Below are 18,255 nucleotides of genomic sequence, written 5' to 3' on the forward strand. Positions count from 1 at the left end.
GGCGCCGTCGAGGCTATCGAACCGGTGTAACCGGTCCGCGACTAGGTCGCGTGAAACTTGATGAGGAAGGCGAGCGACCCGACCACGAGCAGCAAGCCGAACGTGGCGAGGGTGAGCACATCCGTCTTTCTGCGCCGTACGCCCAGCGCCCCGGTGCTGCGGACGGGCACCACCAGGCGCAGCCCGGCCCCGGCCAGCATCGTGAGGCCCATCACCATGCCGCCGGTGATGTGACCGAGGCCCAGGCCGATCAGCCCAAGCCCAGTAGCCGCACCCACTGCCACCAGCAGGTACGGCCACCAGGAGGTCTTGTCACCGTTCGTCAATCGGGGTCCACTTCTGGTCGCGCTCGCCGATGTACTCGCTGTCGGGGCGGATCAGCCGGTTGTCGGCGTGCTGCTCGATCACGTGCGCGGTCCACCCGGCCATCCGGCTGACCGAGAAGACCGGCGTGAAGAGATCAGTTGGGATCCCAAGATAGTGGTAGACGGTGGCGGCGAAGAAGTCGACGTTGGGGTAGAGGCCCTTCTCGGCGAGGACGACCTCCTCCATCTCCTTCGACATCCGGTAGTAGGTGTCGTCTCCGGACGCCTCGCCCAGCTCCCGTGACATCGCGCGCAGATGGGTGGCCCGCGGGTCCTCGACCTTGTAGACGCGGTGCCCGAACCCCATGATCTTCTCGTGCGCGGCCAGCTTGTCGCGCACCGCCTGGGCCACCCCGGTGGGGTCGAGGCTCTCCAGGGTCCGCATGACCTGCTCGTTGGCGCCGCCGTGCAGGGGGCCCTTCAGGGTGCCGATGGCGGCCACCACGGCCGAGTGCATGTCCGACAAGGTAGCCGCGCAGACCCGGGCCGCGAAGGTGGACGCGTTCATGGTGTGGTCCGCGTGCAGCACCAGGCACTCGTCGAAGATCTCCACTTCCCGGTCGGACGGCAGTCGCCCGGTGATCTGCAACAGGAAGTTGGCCGCGATGCTCAGCTCGGGATCGGGCTCCGGGATCTCGGTGCCGGTTCTGGAGGCGTGGTAGCGGGCGACCAGGAGCGGCTGCTGCGCGGTGAGTCTGGCCGCCTTGCGCAGGTTCGCGTCGGCGGCGTTGGAGTCCTTGTCCGGATCGTCGGCGCTGGCCAGCGAGACCAACGTGCGCAGGGCCTCCATCGGCTCCTGCTTCTCGGCGATCTCCGCCACGTTGGCCTGAACCAGGTTGCCGAGCCTCCGGCCACGGACCAATTCGTCGCCATATGCGGCGAGTTGTTCCCTGTTGGGAAGTTTTCCATGCTGGAGCAGGTGAGCGGTTTCCTCGAAGGTGGTACGGCCGGCCAGATCGTGGATGTCGTAGCCACGATAGAAGAGCCGGCCCGCCTTGCCGTCGATGTCGCTCAGCGCTGTGGACGCGGCGACGACATCTGCCAGGCCTTTGGTGGGCTTGTCCGCCATAAGTGTTTCCTCCACTTATCTACGCTGGAAGTCTACCTGTGAGCAGGTAAAGGGCTTTGCAGAGGTCCAAACCAATTTCGTGAGAGATTCTCCGTTGGGCAAAGGCGATTCCCCATCACCACGTTTGGGTAAGCCGGAGGTGTAGGGAAAGTAACGGCGGGCTACCTGGGGAGGAACTGCCGTGGAGGGGCCGTTCATACGGATCGAGGACACCGGCGAGGTGGTGCCCTTGCGCCCCGAGATCACCACGATCGGCCGGGGCCGAGGGGCCGACATCCGGCTGACGGATCCGAGCGTGTCACGACTGCACGCCGAATTCGTCCGCCGCGGGCCGTACCTGTATGTCGTTGACCTGGGCCTGTCCAGGAACGGCACGCGGGTGAACGGCAGGCCGATCGCCCGGAGGGTGCTCGACGACGGCGACGTCGTGTCGTTCGGCGCGGCCAGGGCCAGGGTCGGCGGAGTGCCCCGCGAGGACATCGCGCCCGAGGTCGAGCTGCGGCGGGCCGCCGCACCCGAACTCACCCGGCGCGAGGTCGACGTGCTCACCTCACTGTGCCGCCCGGCACTGTCGGACGAGGCGTTCGTGGCTCCGGCCACGGCCCGCGAGATCGCCGACGACCTGGTGGTGACCGAGGCGGCGGTCAAGCAGCACCTGCTCCGCCTCTACCAGAAGTTCCGCATCCCGGAGGGCACCAACCGGCGCACCCGCCTCGCCAACGAGGTGGTCGCGCTGGGCCTGGTCCGGCCGACACCGGTGGTCCCGCCGCAACGGACGACCGAGTCGGCGGCCCCCACCGGGGCGCCCGCGCAGCCCGCGGCGGGAGCCGCGAGCCGCCGGGCCAGTTAACACCTCGGCGCGGTGTGTTCGCCACCGCGCCGAGTAGTGACGGCTAGTGGAAGAAGTGCCTGGTGCCGGTGAAGTAGAGCGTCACTCCGGCGGCTTCGGCGGCGGCGATGACCTCCTCGTCCCGGATCGAACCGCCGGGTTCGACGACGGCACGCACGCCCGCCTCGATCAGCACCTGCAGGCCGTCCGCGAACGGGAAGAACGCGTCCGACGCGCCGACCGCGCCCACCGACCGGTCCCCCGCCCGGGAGACCGCCAGGCGCGCCGAGTCGACCCGGTTCACCTGGCCCATGCCCACCCCGACCGACGCGCCGCCCGAGGCCAGCAGAATCGCGTTGGACTTGACCGAGCGGCAGGCCCGCCAGGCGAACGCCAGGTCGGCCAGGACCTCCTCGGAAGCGGGCTGACCCGCCTTGAGCTCCCAGTTCTCCGGCTGGTCGCCGGGGGCCTGGAAACGGTCGGTGCGCTGCACCAGCAGGCCGCCGTCGATCCGCCGGAACTCGGCCGGGTTGGCCGGGCCCTGCGGGCAGGCCAGCAGGCGCAGGTTCTTCTTGCCGGTCAGCAGCGGCAGCGCGTCCGCGGCGTACGACGGGGCGATCACGACCTCGGTGAAGATGGGCGCGATCTGCTCGGCCAGCTCTCGGGTCACCTCCCGGTTGACGGCGATCACCCCGCCGTAGGCGGAGACCGGGTCGCACGCGTGCGCCTTACGGTGGGCCTCGGCCACGTCGTCGGCGACCGCGATGCCGCACGGGTTGGCGTGCTTGATGATCGCGACGGCGGGCCGCTCGAAGTCCCAGGCCGCCCGCCAGGCGGCGTCGGCGTCCACGTAGTTGTTGTAGGACATCTCCTTGCCCTGCAGCTGCTCGGCGTTGGCCAAGCCGCCGGTCTGGCCGGAGTACAGGGCGGCCTGCTGGTGCGGGTTCTCGCCGTACCTGAGGGCGGCGCGGCGCTGCCAGGACGCGGCCATGAAGTTCGGCCAGGCCTCCTCCGCCGCGTACACGTTGGCGAACCAGGAGGCGACCTCGATGTCGTAGGAGGCCGTGTGCGCGTAGGCGCGGGCGGCCAGCCTGCGGCGGTCGGTGAGGGTGAAGCCGCCCTCGGCCAGGGCGGTCAGCACCTCGGGGTAGGCCCTGGGGTCGGTCACCACGGCGACCGTGCTGTGGTTCTTGGCGGCGGCGCGGATCATCGCGGGGCCGCCGATGTCGATCTGCTCCACGCAGTCGGCGTCGGACGCGCCGGACTCCACCGTCTCGCGGAACGGGTAGAGGTTGACCACGGCCAGCTGGAACGGCTCGATCTCCAGCTCCTCCAGCTGCTTGACGTGGGACGGCTTGGCGCTGTCGGCGAGCAGGCCCGCGTGCACCCGCGGGTGCAGGGTCTTGACCCGGCCGTCCAGGCACTCGGGGAAGCCGGTGAGCGACTCCACCTTGGTGACCGGGATGCCGAACGAGGCGATCGCGGCGGCCGTGCCGCCGGTGGAGACGATCTCCACGCCGCTCGCCTCCAGGCCCCTGGCCAGCTGCTCCAGCCCGCTCTTGTCGTAAACGGCGATCAACGCGCGCCGGATGGCGATCCGAGTCACGGGTGCTCCTCCTGTGTTGTGTCCCCTGGTTGCGCTACCCGGCCGAACCGCACGCGCCGGCCCCGGGTGTGCCAGCCCTCGCGGGCCAGCCGGCCCACGACGTCGACCAGCAGCCGGCGCTCGACCGTTTTGATCCGCTCGTGCAGCGTGCCCTCGTCATCCTCGTCCCGTACGGCGACCGCCTCCTGGGCGATCACCGGGCCGGTGTCCACGCCCGCGTCGACCAGGTGCACGGTGCAGCCGGTGACGCGCACGCCGTACGCCAAGGCGTCGTGGACGGCGTGCGCGCCCGGGAAAGCGGGCAGCAGGGCGGGGTGGGTGTTGACGACCGGCCAGGCGTCCAGCACGCTCGGACCGAGAATCTTCATGAATCCGGCGGAGACCACGAGATCCGGTTTGTACTCGGCGATGCGGGCGGCCAGCGCCGCATCCCAGGCCGCGCGGGTAGCGTGGTCGCCGACCCGGACGACGAACGTCGGGACGGCGGCGCGCTCGGCGCGGGCCAGGCCCTCGATGCCGTCGCGGTCGGCCCCGACGGCGACGACGGCGGCGCCGAAGGCGTCATCTGCCGCGGCGTCCAGCAGGGCTTGTAGGTTGGTCCCCGAACCCGAAACGAGGACCACGAGCCGGGAAGACAGGACGAATCTCCTAACGGCGAGTCAACGGGTGCGGGAAAAGGGTATCGGGCGAGGAGAACGTGACTACACCGCTGCAAGTGTCGACGCCGGAACTGGGCGGGCGCCGGGCGCTGACCCTGGCCCTGATGGCACTGATCTTCACATTCATGCTGCCCGCCGCGGGCCTGGCGCTGTCGGTGTTCGGCTTCGTGGTGGGCGTGCGGGACACGCGCCTGCTCGGCCGGGCCAAGCAGCGCACCGGCATGGCGGTCAGCGCCATCGTGATCTCCGTGATCGCGTTCCTGCTCGGGGCGGTGACCACGCTCGTGCAGGTGTACTTCTCAGCCGAACTCACCGCGTACGCGGAGTGCCGGAAGGGGGCGGGGACGGTTACCGCCGAGCAGGAGTGCACGGGGGCGTTGAAACGCGCCCTGGAGAACAAACTGGGCGTGCCGTGGCCGTCGGACATGCCACTGCCTGGGTGACCCAGTCTTTCTGGATGCGGGTTGTCTGCTCTTGGGCTGATCAGTCCTTGTCCCACGCGTAGGGGTCGACGTAGATGACGTGGCCGCCGCGGTCGTCGGTTTCGTCGACGATGTCGTTGCGGCCGGGGCGTACCGGCTCGGAGCGTTTGCGGGGGAACGCGTCGGTGTCGGCGTGTTCGTCGGTCCAGTCGTCCTTGATGACCGGGATGGGCATGGTGTCGGCCTCGGTGGCGTCCATCCAGTGACCGGGGAGCGGTTTGACCGGCTTGACCTTCTTGGCGACCTTGCCGACCGCTTTCTTGATCGGGGCTGCCGGGGAGCGGGACATCAGCCACCAATTGGCCAGGCCCGCCGAGATGCCCGCGGCCACGCCCACCTCCAGCGTCACCGACAGCGCGACCTCCCACGGAGACGGCCCCACCGCCGACAGGCGCGCCCCGCCCAGCGGCCCGCCGGACAGCGCCGCCAACAGCCCTGCCACCCCACCCGAGGACAGCCCGCAGACGAACCCCCACAGCGGCGCCGCCTCCAGCGACGGCGTCGGGGCGATCCTGGCGACCACCACCCCCGCCACCGTCCCCGCCGCGAACGGCACGGCGATCACCGCCATCAGCCACGGCGGCACCGCGCCGGACTCGGGCAGCGCGCCCAGCAGCGGCAACGTCGGCAGCGTGCTCAGCTTCACCCCCGTCGGCGCGACCAGCGTGCCCGCACCGATCGCGAACCCCGGGCCCGCGATGTACGCCATGCCCCAGATAACCGCGTTGAACAGATAAAGCCCCTCAACCAGAAGCAGCAGCATTCCGCCGACGAACCCCGGGCTGAGCACGTCCGACAGCTGCTGGATCTCGTCGAAGTTGACCACGATCGACCCCAGCACCAGCAGCAGACCCGCGGCCAGCATCATCGACATGGCCACCGCCGTGCCCACCACCACCGACCTCGGCCGCTCCGGCAGCAGCCGCAACATCGACCGCCACGGCCCGATCGTCCGGGCCACCGCCACCGAACCGGCCACGAACGCCAGCAGGAAGTGGCTGACCAGCGCCTCCCCCAGGAACGGCTGGGTGACCTCGTTCGAGGCCACCAGCGCGATCATGCCCGCCAGCAGCGCGTACGGCGCGGCCAGCGAGATGCCCGCCCGCGCGATCAACACGAACTGCGCCCGCCGCCGCGCGTTCGCCAGATCCTTCGGCGTCCCTTTGGGCAACCGCGCGGGCATCCGCAGCCGCAGGTCCGCGTCCCTGGCCATCCACAGCCCCGCCCGGTAGAGCAGCGTCCCCGGCAGGATCATCAACCCCAGCGGCAGCAGCCCCACCCGTCCCCCCGGAATGGCGAACCCCGCATGGTGCGCCGCCAGCCACAACTGGCACGCCGTCCGGAACACCCCCGGCAGCCCCTGCCCGAACGCCGTCCGCGGCGCCGCTATCCACCCAAGCAGCGTCAGCGTGGTCAACACGGCCAACCCCACACCAAGCGTCAAAGCCGCCGCCAACATCCCCGAAACCGGCAGCGGCCGCCGATCCTCGTCACCGAAGACGGCCCTGGGGACAGTCCGAATCTGGTCAAGAAGCGCCGTCACAGTACCCGATGTTCTCAAGCCCCACCGCTCAGGTGGTCACGCCGCGCCGTAAATATGGATGATCCTCCGGATCGGTAGGACAGGAGATCCACGATCCTATGGCTGTCATTTCGCCCCGCGACCACGGTGCTGGCGGGGCGGGCGGAGCCCGAGGATAGGCAAGTGGAAGAACCACCTGCCGTCAAAGTTGTTCGTCTCGGGCAACCACGGCGACGACGGGGGCGGGCGGAGCCCGAGCGAAATCAAAGAGCTGAGCGGAACCACCTGGCGTCATAGTCGTTCGTCTCGGACGACCACGGCGACGACGGGGGCGGGTGGAGCCCGAGGATAGGCAAAGGGCTGGGCGGGTGGGAGAACCACGCTGTCATGACGGTCGTGCCGTTTGGGTGACCACGGCGATGACGGGGTCGGGCGGAGCCCGAGGGAAAACAAAGGGCTGGGCGGGTGGGAATAACCCGGTAAGCCCGGAGGCTTGAACGCCCCTTGGTGCCGGTGCAGTGAGGACCGGCACCAAGGATTCGTCGAGAGTCAGCGAGCCTGCATGACCTCGCGCATGAGGCGGGCGGTTTCGCTGGGGGTCTTGCCGACGCGGACGCCGACCTTCTCCAGGGCTTCCTTCTTGGCCTGGGCGGTTCCGGCCGAGCCGGAGACGATCGCACCCGCGTGGCCCATGGTCTTGCCCTCGGGAGCGGTGAAACCCGCCACGTAGGCCACGACGGGCTTGGACACGTGCTGCTCGATGTAGGCGGCGGCACGCTCCTCGGCGTCGCCGCCGATCTCACCGATCATCACGATGGCGTCGGTGCCCGGGTCCTCCTGGAAGGCCTGAAGCGCGTCGATGTGAGTGGTCCCGATCACCGGGTCACCCCCGATGCCCACGGCCGTGGAGAAGCCGAAGTCACGCAGCTCATACATCAGCTGATAGGTCAACGTGCCCGACTTGGAGACCAGACCGATGCGACCGGGCGTGGTGATGTCAGCCGGGATGATGCCCGCGTTGGACGCGCCCGGGGAGGCGATTCCGGGGCAGTTCGGGCCGATGATCCGAGTCTTGTTGCCCTTGGACACCGCGTACGCCCAGAACTCGGTCGTGTCGTGGATCGGGACGCCCTCGGTGATCACGACGGCCAGCGGAATGCCCGCGTCGATGGCTTCCCTGACGGCGTCCTTGGTGAACGCCGGCGGCACGAAGATGACGCTGACGTCGGCGCCGGTGGCCGCCATCGCCTCGGCGACCGTGGCGAAGACGGGCAGCCCCTCGTGCACGGTCCCGGCCTTACGCGGGTTCACCCCGCCGACGACCTTGGCACCGGAGGCGAGCATGCGCAGCGTGTGCTTGGTGCCCTCCGACCCGGTGATCCCCTGCACGATGATCTTGCTGTTCTCGGTGAGCCAGATCGCCATTACGCACCTACCGCAGCGAGTTCGGCGGCCCGCTTGGCCGCCTCGTCCATCGTGTCGACCAGTTCCACGCCGGGCAGCCCAGCGCCCTGCAGGATGTCGCGGCCCAGCGCCGCGTTGTTACCGTCCAGCCGGACGACCAGCGGCCGGGTCACAGCCTCGCCACGGTCCCCGAGCAGCTTGAACGCCGACACGATGCCATTGGCGACCGCGTCGCAAGAGGTGATCCCACCGAACACGTTGACGAACACCGACTTGACCGCCGGATCGGACAGAATGATCTCCAGCCCGTTCGCCATCACCTCGGCCGACGCGCCACCGCCGATGTCCAGGAAGTTGGCCGGCTTGGGCCGCCCGGAAACCGACTCCCCCGCGTACGCGACGACGTCCAGCGTCGACATGACCAGGCCCGCGCCGTTGCCGATGATCCCAACGGACCCATCCAGCTTGACGTAGTTGAGGTTCTTCTCCTTGGCCCGTGCCTCCAGCGGATCCTCAGCCGCCTTGTCCACGTAAGCCTCGTGCTCCTTCTGGCGGAACTCGGCGTTCTCGTCCAGCGTGACCTTGCCGTCCAGCGCCTTGACCTGCCCGTCAGCGGCCAGGATGAGCGGGTTCACCTCGACCAGCGAGGCGTCCTCGTCCACGAAGACGGCCCAGATCTTCTCGATCAGCGCGGCCGCCCCGTCCAGCGACCGCTCCGGCAACCCACCCGCCTTCGCGATCTCCCGGGCCTTCGCCAGGTCCACCCCGGTAATCGGGCTGACCGGGATCTTCGCCACCTTCTCCGGCGCGGTGTGCGCGACCTCTTCGATGTCCATCCCGCCAGCAGCGGAGCAGATCGCGAGGAATGTGCGGTTCGCCCGGTCGAGCAGGAAGGAGAAGTAGTACTCCTCCGCGATATCGCTCGCCTCCTCGATCAGGACCTTGTGGACCGTGTGGCCCTTGATGTCCATCCCGAGGATCTGACCCGCCTTCTTTTCGGCGTCGGCGGCGTCATCGGCCACCTTCACGCCTCCGGCCTTACCCCGGCCCCCGGTCTTGACCTGGGCCTTGACGACCACACGCCCGGTCAGCTGCTCGGCCGCCGCGCGCGCCTCCTCCGCGGTGTGCGCGACAATTCCGCGCGGCACCGGGATGCCGTACTCCGCGAAGAGCTCCTTCGCCTGATGTTCGAACAGGTCCACGAGGGTCCGTCCCTTTGATGTCGCCTAGATGTCAGCGGCCAGGCGGCTCATCCAACCTGGCTTTTCCGCGCAAGAAGCCTAGCCCCAGCTCCTGGGTGGCCCTGTCATGGGGTGCGCTTGAACTCTTGCCAAGGCTCTCCGATTACGGCAGGGTCTTACAAAATGCCCAAAACCCTCCAGTTCGCTACCGCGCGGCTTGCGGGATGGAGGCGCGCACCCAGTCAACGATCTCCTCCGTGGTCGCGCCTGGAGTGAAGATCTGGGCCACCCCCAGGCGCTGCAACTCCGGAATGTCCTCATCCGGAATGATCCCCCCGCCGAACACCACAATGTCCTCCGCGTTCTGCTCGCGCAGCACTTCCAGGACTCGCGCGAAGAGCGTCATATGCGCCCCAGACAGGATCGACAGCCCGATCGCGGCCGCGTCCTCCTGAATCGCGGTCTGCACGATCTGCTCAGGCGTCTGATGCAACCCGGTATAGATGACCTCCATCCCGGCATCCCGCAACGCGCGAGCGACAACCTTCACACCGCGGTCATGACCATCAAGCCCTGGCTTGCCGACAACCACCCGAATCCTGGAGTCCATGCCCGCACTGTACATATGGCCGCACCCCCACTGCTGACATACGACCAGCGGGCAGAGTCATCCAGACCTTCCGGCGCGCGCACATGATCGCTGTGGGATCACAACTTTTCGAGTTTGGCGTACGCGAGGATCAGCGTCTTCTGGCCGGAGGAGCCGAAGTCGATTTTGGCGCTGGTTTTGCCGTCTTTGCCCTCAATGGAGATGACGGTGCCGAGACCGAAGGAGTCGTGGGTGACACGATCGCCGGGGTTGAGGTTGGGGATGGCGCGGTCGGAGGACTTGGCCGGGGAGGTGCGGGCGGTGGCAGCGCGCCAGGCGTTCTTCTTGGGGTCGTTGCGCCAGTCGATCAAGTCTTGGGGAACCTCGCCGAGGAAACGGGAGGCGGGGTTGAAGGAGGGAGCGCCCCAGGAGGTGCGGACGGCCGCGCGGGAGAGGTAGAGGCGCTGTTCGGCTCGGGTGATGCCGACGTAGGCGAGGCGGCGTTCTTCCTCGAGTTCCTTCGGATCGCTCAGCGAGCGCATGTGCGGGAAGACGCCGTCCTCCAGCGCGGTCAGGAAGACGACCGGGAACTCCAGGCCCTTGGCGGTGTGCAGGGTCATCAGGGTGACCACGCCGCCGTGGTCCTCGCCTTCGGGGATCTGGTCGGCGTCGGCGACCAGCGAGACCTGCTCCAGGAAGTCGACCAGCGTGCCCTCCGGATTGGCCCCCTCGAACTCGGCGGCCACCGAGATGAGCTCGTTCAGGTTCTCCAGCCGGCTCTCATCCTGCGGATCGCCCGAGGTCTCCAGCTCGGTCCGGTAGCCGGTCCCGGCGAGCACCTCTTCGGCCAGATCGGAGAGCGGCAGTTCCTTCGCCCGCAGGTCGTCGAGCATGGCGATGAACTCCTTGATCGCGTTCAGCGACCGGGTGGCCAGCGCGGGCGCCTCGTCGGCCCGGCGCAGCGCCTCCCAGAAGCTGATCCGCTCCCGCCCCGCGAACGCCTCGATGGTCGCCTCGGCCCGATCCCCGATCCCCCGCTTGGGCACATTAAGAATGCGACGCAACGACACGGTATCGCCGGGATTCGCCAGCACCCGCAGGTACGCCAGCAGATCCTTGACCTCTTTACGCTCGTAGAACCGAACCCCCCCGACCACCTTGTACGGCAACCCGGTCCTGATGAAGATCTCCTCGAACACCCGGGATGCCGAGTTGGTCCGGTAGAACACCGCCACCTGCCCCGGCGTGATCTCCTCCTCGTCGTGCAGCCGGTCGACCTCCTGCGCGACGAACATCGCCTCGTCGTGCTCGTTGTCGGCCACATACGCCACGATCTTGGGACCCGCGCCCTGATCCGACCAGAGACTCTTGGGCTTACGACTGGCGTTCCGGGAGATCACCGCATTCGCGGCGTTCAGAATCGTCTGCGTCGACCGGTAGTTCTGCTCCAGCAGGATCGTCTTGGCCAGCGGGTAATCCCGCTCGAACTCCAGGATGTTCCGGATCGTGGCCCCCCGGAACGCGTAGATCGACTGATCCGCGTCCCCGACCACGACCAGTTCCGCGGGCTCCAGCGGCTCCCCGTCCACATCCGTGGTCCGCGTCCCCACCAGCTCTTTGACCAGCGTGTACTGCGCGTGGTTGGTGTCCTGATACTCGTCCACCATGACATGCCGGAACCGCCGCCGGTAATGCTCGGCCACATCCGGGAAGAGCTGGAACAACGCCACCGTGTTCATGATCAGGTCGTCGAAGTCCATCGCCCCGGCCTCGACGAGCCGCCGCTGATACAGCTTGTACGCCTCCGCGATCTGCTTCTCCAGATGCGTCTGCGCCTTGTCCGCCGCCGTGTCGTAGTCGACCAGCTCGTTCTTGAGGTTGCTCACCTGCGCCGAGAACGACCGCGGCGGATACTTCTTCGGATCGAGGTCAAGCTCCCGGCACACCATCGCCATCAGCCGCTGCGAGTCGGCCTGGTCGTAGATCGAGAAACTGGACGGCAGGTCCAGCCGCTTGGACTCGCGCCGCAGGATCCGCACGCACGCGCTGTGGAACGTCATCACCCACATCGCCTTGGACCGCGGCCCGACCAGCTTGTCGACCCGTTCCTTCATCTCCTTGGCGGCCTTGTTGGTGAAGGTGATCGCCAGGATCTCCCCCGGATGCACGTGCCGCTCCGCCAGCAGATACGCGATGCGATGCGTGAGCACGCGCGTCTTCCCCGACCCGGCCCCCGCGACGATCAGCAGGGGCCCGCCCTGATGAACCACGGCCTCCCGCTGCTGGGGATTCAGGCCGTCTAGCAAGGGGTGGGTTACGAGGCTCGACACTCCCCTAGGTTATTGCCGCCGACCGACAACTCGCTGCGCTCCAGCGGAAGACTCCCCCCGGACCCCTTCGATAAAGCCGCATTGGCGGGTAAGGCCGGGATCGGGGTCGAGGTCGGTGTCCAGCATGAACCCCGGCACGTATCCCCACGCGTCGAGTTCTCGCTTCCCGGCCGAATGATCACCCTGGGTGTAGTACCAGATGTCGTTTCCGCCCTGATGCCGTTCGCCCTTGGCCCAGCACACGAACCAGCTCGGATTGGACTCCAACTGGCCGACGATCACCCCGGTGCGCGGGAATTCGTACACGTCCGCGCCTGGGGTGTTTGGGCATTCGTACAGGCCGGTCCAGGTCTGTCCCTGCCGGGCGTCGGTAATCGTCGTCGAGGTGGGCGCGCATCGGGGCACCGCGTCCCCGGGCGGTGCGGCGGTGTTGACGAACGGCACCTCGGCGGAGGATCGGGTCAATCCCCAGAGCGCGCCCGCCAATCCGAAGGCGACGGCGAGCACGACGACGCCGATGGGCTGGCGTTGCCGTACCGGACGAGGAGCAGGGGCGGGGGCGGTTTCCCGGTTGGCCAGGGCGGACCAGGCCGCGTGCCAGCGGCGGGTCTGGTCCTGGATCGTCTTCGGGGAGCGTCCGCCGTGGGTCAGGCAGGCCTCGACGAAGCGCAGGGTCGCGGCTTCCGGCGGGCGGCTGAGCGGGTTGCGGCCGATCAGGTTGGAGATCGCCGACGGCGCGAGGCCGGAGTTCTTCGACAAGGTCGCGTATTTGGGGCGACCGCACCACGCGTGTAATTCGCGGAGTTTCTCGGTGAACTCGGGCCAGCCGGTCGCGCCCTCCGGGGCGGGCGGAGGCGGATCGTCGCTGACGGCCATGGCACTCGGCCCCCTCAAAGAGCCGGACGTTTTCGGCACGGTCATCATGCCGGGCGCGCAACCCAGAATCAACCGATTCTGAACGAACCCCCTCACCTGGGAGAACGCCGTTCAGAACGGTTCTGGGCGGTTACCCCCTGACGTCCGCCGCCCACCGCGTGGCTTGATTTCGGTCGACACCCCGACGAGTCATGAGGAGGACTCAATGCGTACAACCGCCCGGCTCGTGCTCATCGCGGCGCTCGCCTTCTTCGCGGCGGCCGTGCTCCCCTCGGCCGCTCAAGCCCTACCCGGCACGTACGTCACCACGTACGCCGACGCACCCGGACGCCCCCGCCCCTGCCTGAACGACACCCCCACATGCCGCCCGGTCGGCATCGTCAAGCGGGGCTCGCACCTCATCTACTGCCAGACCATGGGCGCCACCGTCGTCCTGGGCGGCTATGTCAGCAACTGGTGGGTCATGACTGACCTCGGCACGGGCCGCGTCTTCATCCCCGCCCTCTATGTCGATAACTGGGACTTGGTCTCCATGAGCCTCCCCTACTGCTGAACCCCTCCCCAGCACCACCACTCGTACCAGTCACGCCCACAAAAATTCACGTTTTGTTGAATTAATCTGAAAGGAAAGAATCCCGATGTCAGCTCTCTCCCTGCTCCGCCGCCCGGCATTCGGCCGGTCCGTCCTGCTCGCGCTCACCCTGGCCGCGGCGGCACTGCCCATCGCCACCCACACGGCAGCCTCCGCCAGTGCCAAGGTCGCCATGACCGCCCGCCCCGACTTCCAGCTGCCCTTCCCCTGCGGCCAGCAGTGGCGCCTCGACACCTGGGCGCATTCCCCCGCCCTGGACATGGTGAAGGAGCCCAACCAGGTCGGCACCGAGGGCGCGCCGTTCGTGGCCGCCGCCGCGGGCCGGGTCGTGCAGTCCTTCTTCCACTCCAACGCCGGCAACATGATCCAGATCGACCACGGCGGCGGCTGGTTCACCACCGGCATCCACCTCCAGTCGCGGGCCGTCGGCGTCGGCGCCGTCGTCTCCAAGGGCCAGGTCATCGGCGCCGTCGGGCGGACCGGGCCGACCTCCAACAACCACCCGCACCTGCACTTCGAGCAGGCCTTCGACAGCAACGGCGACGGCGTGGCCAGCTGGGGCGCGGCCGGCACCGAGCGGGTCTCCCAGGTGTTCAACGGCGCCACCTACGGCACCGCCAACGGCCAGACCTACCGCAACGTGAACAGCTGCGGCGGCACCCAGCCCCCGCCCCCGCCGGCCAGGTACTACGTCGACACCTTCGCCGCCGCCCCCGGCTACTCCACCCCCGGCGGCACCCGCACCGGCACCCTGAACGCGGGCACAAACTACGTGTTCTGCAAGGTCTGGGGCCCGATCGTGCAGGTCGGCAGCGCCTACAACCACTGGTGGCTGAGGACCGACCTGGACAGCGGCAGCCCTTGGCAGAACCAGTACGTCTCCGCCTACTACCTGACCCGCTGGGGCAATGACGAAGCCAAGGACAACAACGGCGTCGTCATCCGCGACTGCTAGATCCCTTTCCTCCTGGTACGGCTTCCGCCCGTGTGGCGGGAGCCGTACCGGAATTACCGGCGGGGCTTGAGAGTTGGCGCTGGAGACTCAAGGAGGAAACGCCCGTGTTGGACCCAGCGGACATCGGCAAGGTTCTGGTCGTCACCGCGCACCCGGACGACATCGACTTCGGCGGCGCCGGGACGATCGCGGCCTTCGTCGATCGCGGCGTGGAAGTGGTGTATCTGCTGGCCACGTCCGGCGACGCGGGCGGTTTCGACCGTACGGTGAACGCCGAGCACATGGCCGAGATCCGGCACGCCGAGCAGGTCGCGGCGGCCAAGCAGGTCGGCGTCACCGACGTACGCAACCTCGGCTACCCGGACGGAATGCTCGAACCCACCCTGGCCCTGCGCCGCGACATCGCCCGCGTCATCCGCCAGGTACGGCCCGACCTCGTCATCACCTCCACCCCCGAACGCAACTACGCCCGGATCGGCCCCAGCCACCCCGACCATCGCGCGGTCGGCGGCGCGACCCTGGACGCGGTGTATCCGGACGCCCGCAATCCGTACGCGTTCCCCGAACTCCTCAACGACGAGGGCCTGGAGGCTTGGACCGTCCGCGAGGTGTGGCTGATCGGCTCACCGTCACCGAACCACTACGTGGACATCACGACCACGGTCGACCGCAAACTCGCCGCCCTCCGGGCCCATGAGACCCAGACAGGTCACATGCCCGACCTGGAGAAGATGGTGAAGACATTCCTGGCCAACCACGCGATTCAGGCGGGCCTGCCCGAGGGCTCTTTCGCGGAGGCGTTCCTGGTGGTGCCGACCGGCTGAGGCCTGGAAATGTCGGTGTGAAGGCGTAGGGTCGCGGCGTGAGCGAAGAGGCGAAGGCATATCTCGCGGGGGTCTTCGACCGCGCCGCGCCCGATTATGAGCAGGTCGGGGTGGATTTCTTCGGCCCTGTGGGAATGCGGCTCGCGCAGCACGCGCAACCCGGCGAGCGCGTGCTCGACGTCGGCTGCGGCCGGGGCGCGAGCCTGTTCCCGGCGGCCGAACGGGTCGGATCCGAAGGTTTCGTGCACGGCATCGACCTGGCGCCCGGCATGGTCCACGAGACCAGTCGCGACATCCAACGAAGAGGCGTGACCAATGCCCGGGTCACCATCGGCGACGCCGAATCCCTCGACTTTCCCGACGCCTCCTTCGACGCGGTCCAGAGCGGCCTGGTCCTCTTCTTCGTCCCCGACATGCCACAAGCGGCCGCCGAGATCGCCCGCGTCCTCCGCCCCGGCGGACGCCTGGCCCTCGCCACCTTCGCCGAAGACCGCGAAGAAGACAAAGCCCTCCAAGCCACCCTCCGCAACCTCCTCACCCCCTACCTCCCCCCACCCCCAGCCACCAACCAGCCCACCCCTTCCGAACGCCTCCGCACCATCGCCTCCCTCCACGACCTCCTCGAAGACTTCACCACCATCGAATGCACCGACCACCTCCAGGAGATCCTCTTCCCCACCCCCGAGCACTACTGGTCCTGGCTCTGGTCAGCAGGCACCCGCGGCATGATGGAATCCATCCCCCAATCCACCCTCCCCGAGGCCCACCGCACCTTCACCGAGGGCCTCCGCCCCCTCACCACCCCCAACGGCACCCTCACCTACACCATGCCCCTCCGCTTCACCACCGCCATCCGCCCCTAAGACACCTGCCAGAGGGCCACAAACACCTGGCAGACAGCCACAGACACATTGATTACGGCCGGTGCGGCGTGGACCCACCACTCGCGTAAACGGCGCCGGATAACGGCGAATCACGCGGCGACCTGCTCGTTCTGTAGGCGCTCTAGGAACACCAAACAGAATGCCGCTGCTACCCGTGGCGCCGGTGCGGCGAGAACCACCGCCCGCGTTAACGGCGCCGGATAACGGTGAGCAACCCGGCAACCTGCTCATGGTGTTAGGTGCTCTAAGTCGTCGTGGCGCTTGAAGCGGTCTCCGTGCTCGTTTGCCGTTCCGACTGCGCGTCAATCCGGCGCGCGATTCGTGACGCGACGTATCCGAATGAATTCGTGGCGATATGAACGAGAGCAGGGGCCAAAAGCCCGCCGTGTCGCCGCAGTGCCGAGAAGAACGCTCCGGCCACTGATGTCGCTACGACCGTTCCAGCCACCAGTCGCACCCGTTCGCCCGTGTTCGTTGCCGTGCCGCCCGTGACAGGGGCGGGCAGCTGGCTCTTGTCCGAATGGGGCGGTTCCGGGGCAGATGTTGTATCGAGTTCTCCGGCGGCCAGTCGGCTGAGTGATGGGTTGGCGCGAGCCATGTCCAGAGCGGGGAGGATATGCCACAAACCAAAGAGAGCCGAGGAGATGGCTGCGGCCGTCTTCGGTTGAACGGAACGGGTGAGCAGGGCGGGGAGAACGCCGCGGAAGGCGATTTCCTCCAGCATGACCGTCCCGACCGGGACCTGAAGCAGCGCCTCCTCCAGCAGACGAGCACGCGAAAGCGCGAGCGCCCGTTCGTCCCGGAACAACGGCCGCGTTCGAGGCAGGCTGATTCCCATCGCGTACGTAGCCGCGACCGCTGCCGCCAGCCCGCCACCAATCGTCACACCTTGCTTCCAGCGCGCGAACCCAAGCTCGTCCCCCCGCAGCCCTTCCCGGCGCGCAACCCCCAACAGCACCGCCGTGGCCAACGCCGACGTCGCCGGGGCCCAACGTTTGGCGACGACGTTGTTCATCACGTTCGCGCCAGCCAGCACCCCGCAACACACCACGACAGCCTTCAATCCCGCCATCGAATCTCCGCTCACCACATCCACCGACGTTAGCCGGTGCGGTAAGGCATTGGGGTCGGCGTGTGGTGGGGTCAGCAGGCGGAGACGCCTTGTTGGTAGCCGGTGACGAAGGCGGAGATGCGTTGTTCGGCTGTGCCGTGGGCACCGGGTTCCCACCAGGCGTCGGTGGGGTCGCCGGCGGCTATCAAGTTGTTCATGACTTCGGAGTCGTCGCCGGGGTCGGCTTTGAGTTGCTGGGATTGGATGAGGGCGCCGAGGGTGCCGCCGGCGTAGCAGTCGGCTTGGAGTTCGCGTTCTTTGCTGAAGTTGAAATTCTGGACGAGTTGGGCTTGCACGGCGTGGCCGAATTCATGAGGGATCACGACATATACGGCGGCGTCGCCGAGCTGCTGGTATAGGCCTTCCAGCCAGTTCGCGTCGAAGGCGATGAAATGTCCGTCAGAGCAGTAGAACGCGTTGTTTGGGACAGAAGGCTCACCACCACAGGTGGGACCGTCAGAACCGTTGTAGGAGACGAAATCCTGGACGGGCTGGTAGGTTCCCCCGCTCGCCTGAAACTGGCGGACCCAGAAGTTCTCGGTCAGGCAGCGGGCCAGCCGGACATCGCTGGCGAATGTGTCACCGGCCTCATCGCATCCCGAGGACGCGCCCGCCGCATTGGGGTCACTGGAGGCTCCGGAATCCGATCCCGAGCCGGGATCGGTCTCGACGCCTGAGGCGGGCGCGGTCTCGGCCCGGTTCGCTTCCCCCGACGAACCGACCCCGGTGACGGCTCCGCATGCGGAGACTGGCAGAACAGCACACGCCGCGACAATGACAGCAGCAACTCTTCGAGCGAACACCCCTTCATCGTGGCCCGAATACGCCCGTCAAATCAGCCAAAATGACGACATCTCCATCACCACCGAGTAACAGCCAGACAAGTCACGTAGGCCAGGGATGGTTCCCACCCACCCATCCCTTTGTTTTCCCTCGGGCTCCGCCCGCCCCCGCCAGCGCCCTGATCACCCACAGGG

18 protein-coding genes are annotated in these 18,255 nt (G+C 67.9%); 6 read left to right on the plus strand and 12 right to left on the minus strand.

The window, feature by feature from the left end; all coding sequences use genetic code 11:
- Window positions 1–41 precede the first annotated feature (41 nt).
- Together Aple_RS31650 and Aple_RS31655 are read right to left on the minus strand one after the other, a co-directional pair.
- Window positions 42–326, minus strand: coding sequence for a DUF3017 domain-containing protein (locus tag Aple_RS31650; protein WP_155348387.1), 285 nt, complete (start codon window positions 324–326; stop codon window positions 42–44).
- The gene (locus tag Aple_RS31655) at window positions 313–1,434 is read right to left on the minus strand and encodes a citrate/2-methylcitrate synthase (protein WP_155348388.1); all 1,122 of its coding nucleotides are present in this window, start codon (window positions 1,432–1,434) and stop codon (window positions 313–315) included. The genes Aple_RS31650 and Aple_RS31655 overlap by 14 nt, the downstream gene beginning before the upstream one ends.
- A 181-nt stretch (window positions 1,435–1,615) precedes the next feature.
- Here Aple_RS31655 and Aple_RS31660 point away from each other — a divergent pair, with 181 nt between their 5' ends.
- Window positions 1,616–2,284, plus strand: a complete 669-nt coding sequence (locus tag Aple_RS31660) for an FHA domain-containing protein (RefSeq protein WP_155348389.1) — start codon at window positions 1,616–1,618, stop codon at window positions 2,282–2,284.
- 43 nt (window positions 2,285–2,327) lie between these two features.
- Here Aple_RS31660 and purH read toward each other — a convergent pair whose 3' ends face one another.
- Both purH and purN read right to left on the minus strand, forming a co-directional pair.
- Window positions 2,328–3,869 (minus strand): bifunctional phosphoribosylaminoimidazolecarboxamide formyltransferase/IMP cyclohydrolase, encoded by a 1,542-nt coding sequence (gene purH / locus Aple_RS31665; protein WP_155348390.1) that lies wholly within the window; start codon window positions 3,867–3,869, stop codon window positions 2,328–2,330.
- A complete protein-coding gene (gene purN / locus Aple_RS31670; RefSeq protein ID WP_155348391.1) occupies window positions 3,866–4,507 on the minus strand; it encodes a phosphoribosylglycinamide formyltransferase in 642 nt (213 codons plus the stop codon). Before purN ends, purH begins: the two co-directional genes overlap by 4 nt.
- 59 nt (window positions 4,508–4,566) lie before the next feature.
- Between purN and Aple_RS31675 the strand changes: the two genes are divergently transcribed.
- Entirely contained in the window at window positions 4,567–4,971 is a 405-nt protein-coding gene (locus tag Aple_RS31675; RefSeq protein WP_155348392.1) for a hypothetical protein, read from the plus strand.
- Between the two features lie 40 nt (window positions 4,972–5,011).
- Here the strand turns inward: Aple_RS31675 and Aple_RS31680 are convergent, their stop codons facing one another.
- The 6 genes from Aple_RS31680 to Aple_RS31705 all read right to left on the minus strand — a co-directional run bounded on the left by Aple_RS31680 (window position 5,012) and on the right by Aple_RS31705 (window position 12,912).
- Window positions 5,012–6,430, minus strand: coding sequence for a cell division protein PerM (locus Aple_RS31680; protein WP_246264917.1), 1,419 nt, complete (start codon window positions 6,428–6,430; stop codon window positions 5,012–5,014).
- Window positions 6,431–7,081: 651 nt separating this feature from the next.
- Complete coding sequence (sucD, locus tag Aple_RS31685; protein ID WP_155348394.1) at window positions 7,082–7,957, minus strand: succinate--CoA ligase subunit alpha; 876 nt, start codon at window positions 7,955–7,957, stop codon at window positions 7,082–7,084.
- The gene (gene sucC / locus Aple_RS31690) at window positions 7,957–9,138 is read right to left on the minus strand and encodes an ADP-forming succinate--CoA ligase subunit beta (protein ID WP_155348395.1); all 1,182 of its coding nucleotides are present in this window, start codon (window positions 9,136–9,138) and stop codon (window positions 7,957–7,959) included. The genes sucD and sucC overlap by 1 nt, the downstream gene beginning before the upstream one ends.
- Before the next feature lie 184 nt (window positions 9,139–9,322).
- A complete protein-coding gene (gene icmB, locus Aple_RS31695) occupies window positions 9,323–9,727 on the minus strand; it encodes a coenzyme B12-dependent isobutyryl CoA mutase small subunit (protein ID WP_155348474.1) in 405 nt (134 codons plus the stop codon).
- Window positions 9,728–9,825: 98 nt separating this feature from the next.
- Window positions 9,826–12,036, minus strand: coding sequence for a DNA helicase PcrA (pcrA, locus tag Aple_RS31700; protein WP_170321751.1), 2,211 nt, complete (start codon window positions 12,034–12,036; stop codon window positions 9,826–9,828).
- A gap of 9 nt (window positions 12,037–12,045) precedes the next feature.
- On the minus strand, window positions 12,046–12,912 hold the full coding sequence (locus Aple_RS31705) for a hypothetical protein (RefSeq protein WP_155348396.1): 867 nt from the start codon (window positions 12,910–12,912) through the stop codon (window positions 12,046–12,048).
- A gap of 205 nt (window positions 12,913–13,117) precedes the next feature.
- Here Aple_RS31705 and Aple_RS31710 point away from each other — a divergent pair, with 205 nt between their 5' ends.
- The 4 genes from Aple_RS31710 (at window position 13,118) to Aple_RS55730 (ending at window position 16,146) form a co-directional block, all read left to right on the plus strand.
- Window positions 13,118–13,465, plus strand: a complete 348-nt coding sequence (locus Aple_RS31710) for a hypothetical protein (protein WP_155348397.1) — start codon at window positions 13,118–13,120, stop codon at window positions 13,463–13,465.
- Between the two features lie 85 nt (window positions 13,466–13,550).
- Window positions 13,551–14,459 (plus strand): M23 family metallopeptidase, encoded by a 909-nt coding sequence (locus Aple_RS31715; protein WP_155348398.1) that lies wholly within the window; start codon window positions 13,551–13,553, stop codon window positions 14,457–14,459.
- A 104-nt stretch (window positions 14,460–14,563) separates the two neighbouring features.
- A complete protein-coding gene (locus Aple_RS31720; protein ID WP_155348399.1) occupies window positions 14,564–15,283 on the plus strand; it encodes a PIG-L deacetylase family protein in 720 nt (239 codons plus the stop codon).
- A gap of 38 nt (window positions 15,284–15,321) precedes the next feature.
- The gene (locus tag Aple_RS55730; protein WP_155348400.1) at window positions 15,322–16,146 is read left to right on the plus strand and encodes a class I SAM-dependent methyltransferase; all 825 of its coding nucleotides are present in this window, start codon (window positions 15,322–15,324) and stop codon (window positions 16,144–16,146) included.
- Between the two features lie 265 nt (window positions 16,147–16,411).
- Here the strand turns inward: Aple_RS55730 and Aple_RS31730 are convergent, their stop codons facing one another.
- Window positions 16,412–17,239: a CPBP family intramembrane glutamic endopeptidase gene (locus Aple_RS31730; protein ID WP_155348401.1), complete on the minus strand. Its 828-nt coding sequence runs from the start codon at window positions 17,237–17,239 to the stop codon at window positions 16,412–16,414.
- A 71-nt stretch (window positions 17,240–17,310) separates the two neighbouring features.
- Window positions 17,311–18,081, minus strand: a complete 771-nt coding sequence (locus Aple_RS31735; RefSeq protein WP_246264918.1) for a neutral zinc metallopeptidase — start codon at window positions 18,079–18,081, stop codon at window positions 17,311–17,313.
- Between the last annotated feature and the right edge of the window lie 174 nt (window positions 18,082–18,255).

This window comes from Acrocarpospora pleiomorpha (assembly GCF_009687885.1).
GTDB classification, from domain to species: domain Bacteria; phylum Actinomycetota; class Actinomycetes; order Streptosporangiales; family Streptosporangiaceae; genus Acrocarpospora; species Acrocarpospora pleiomorpha.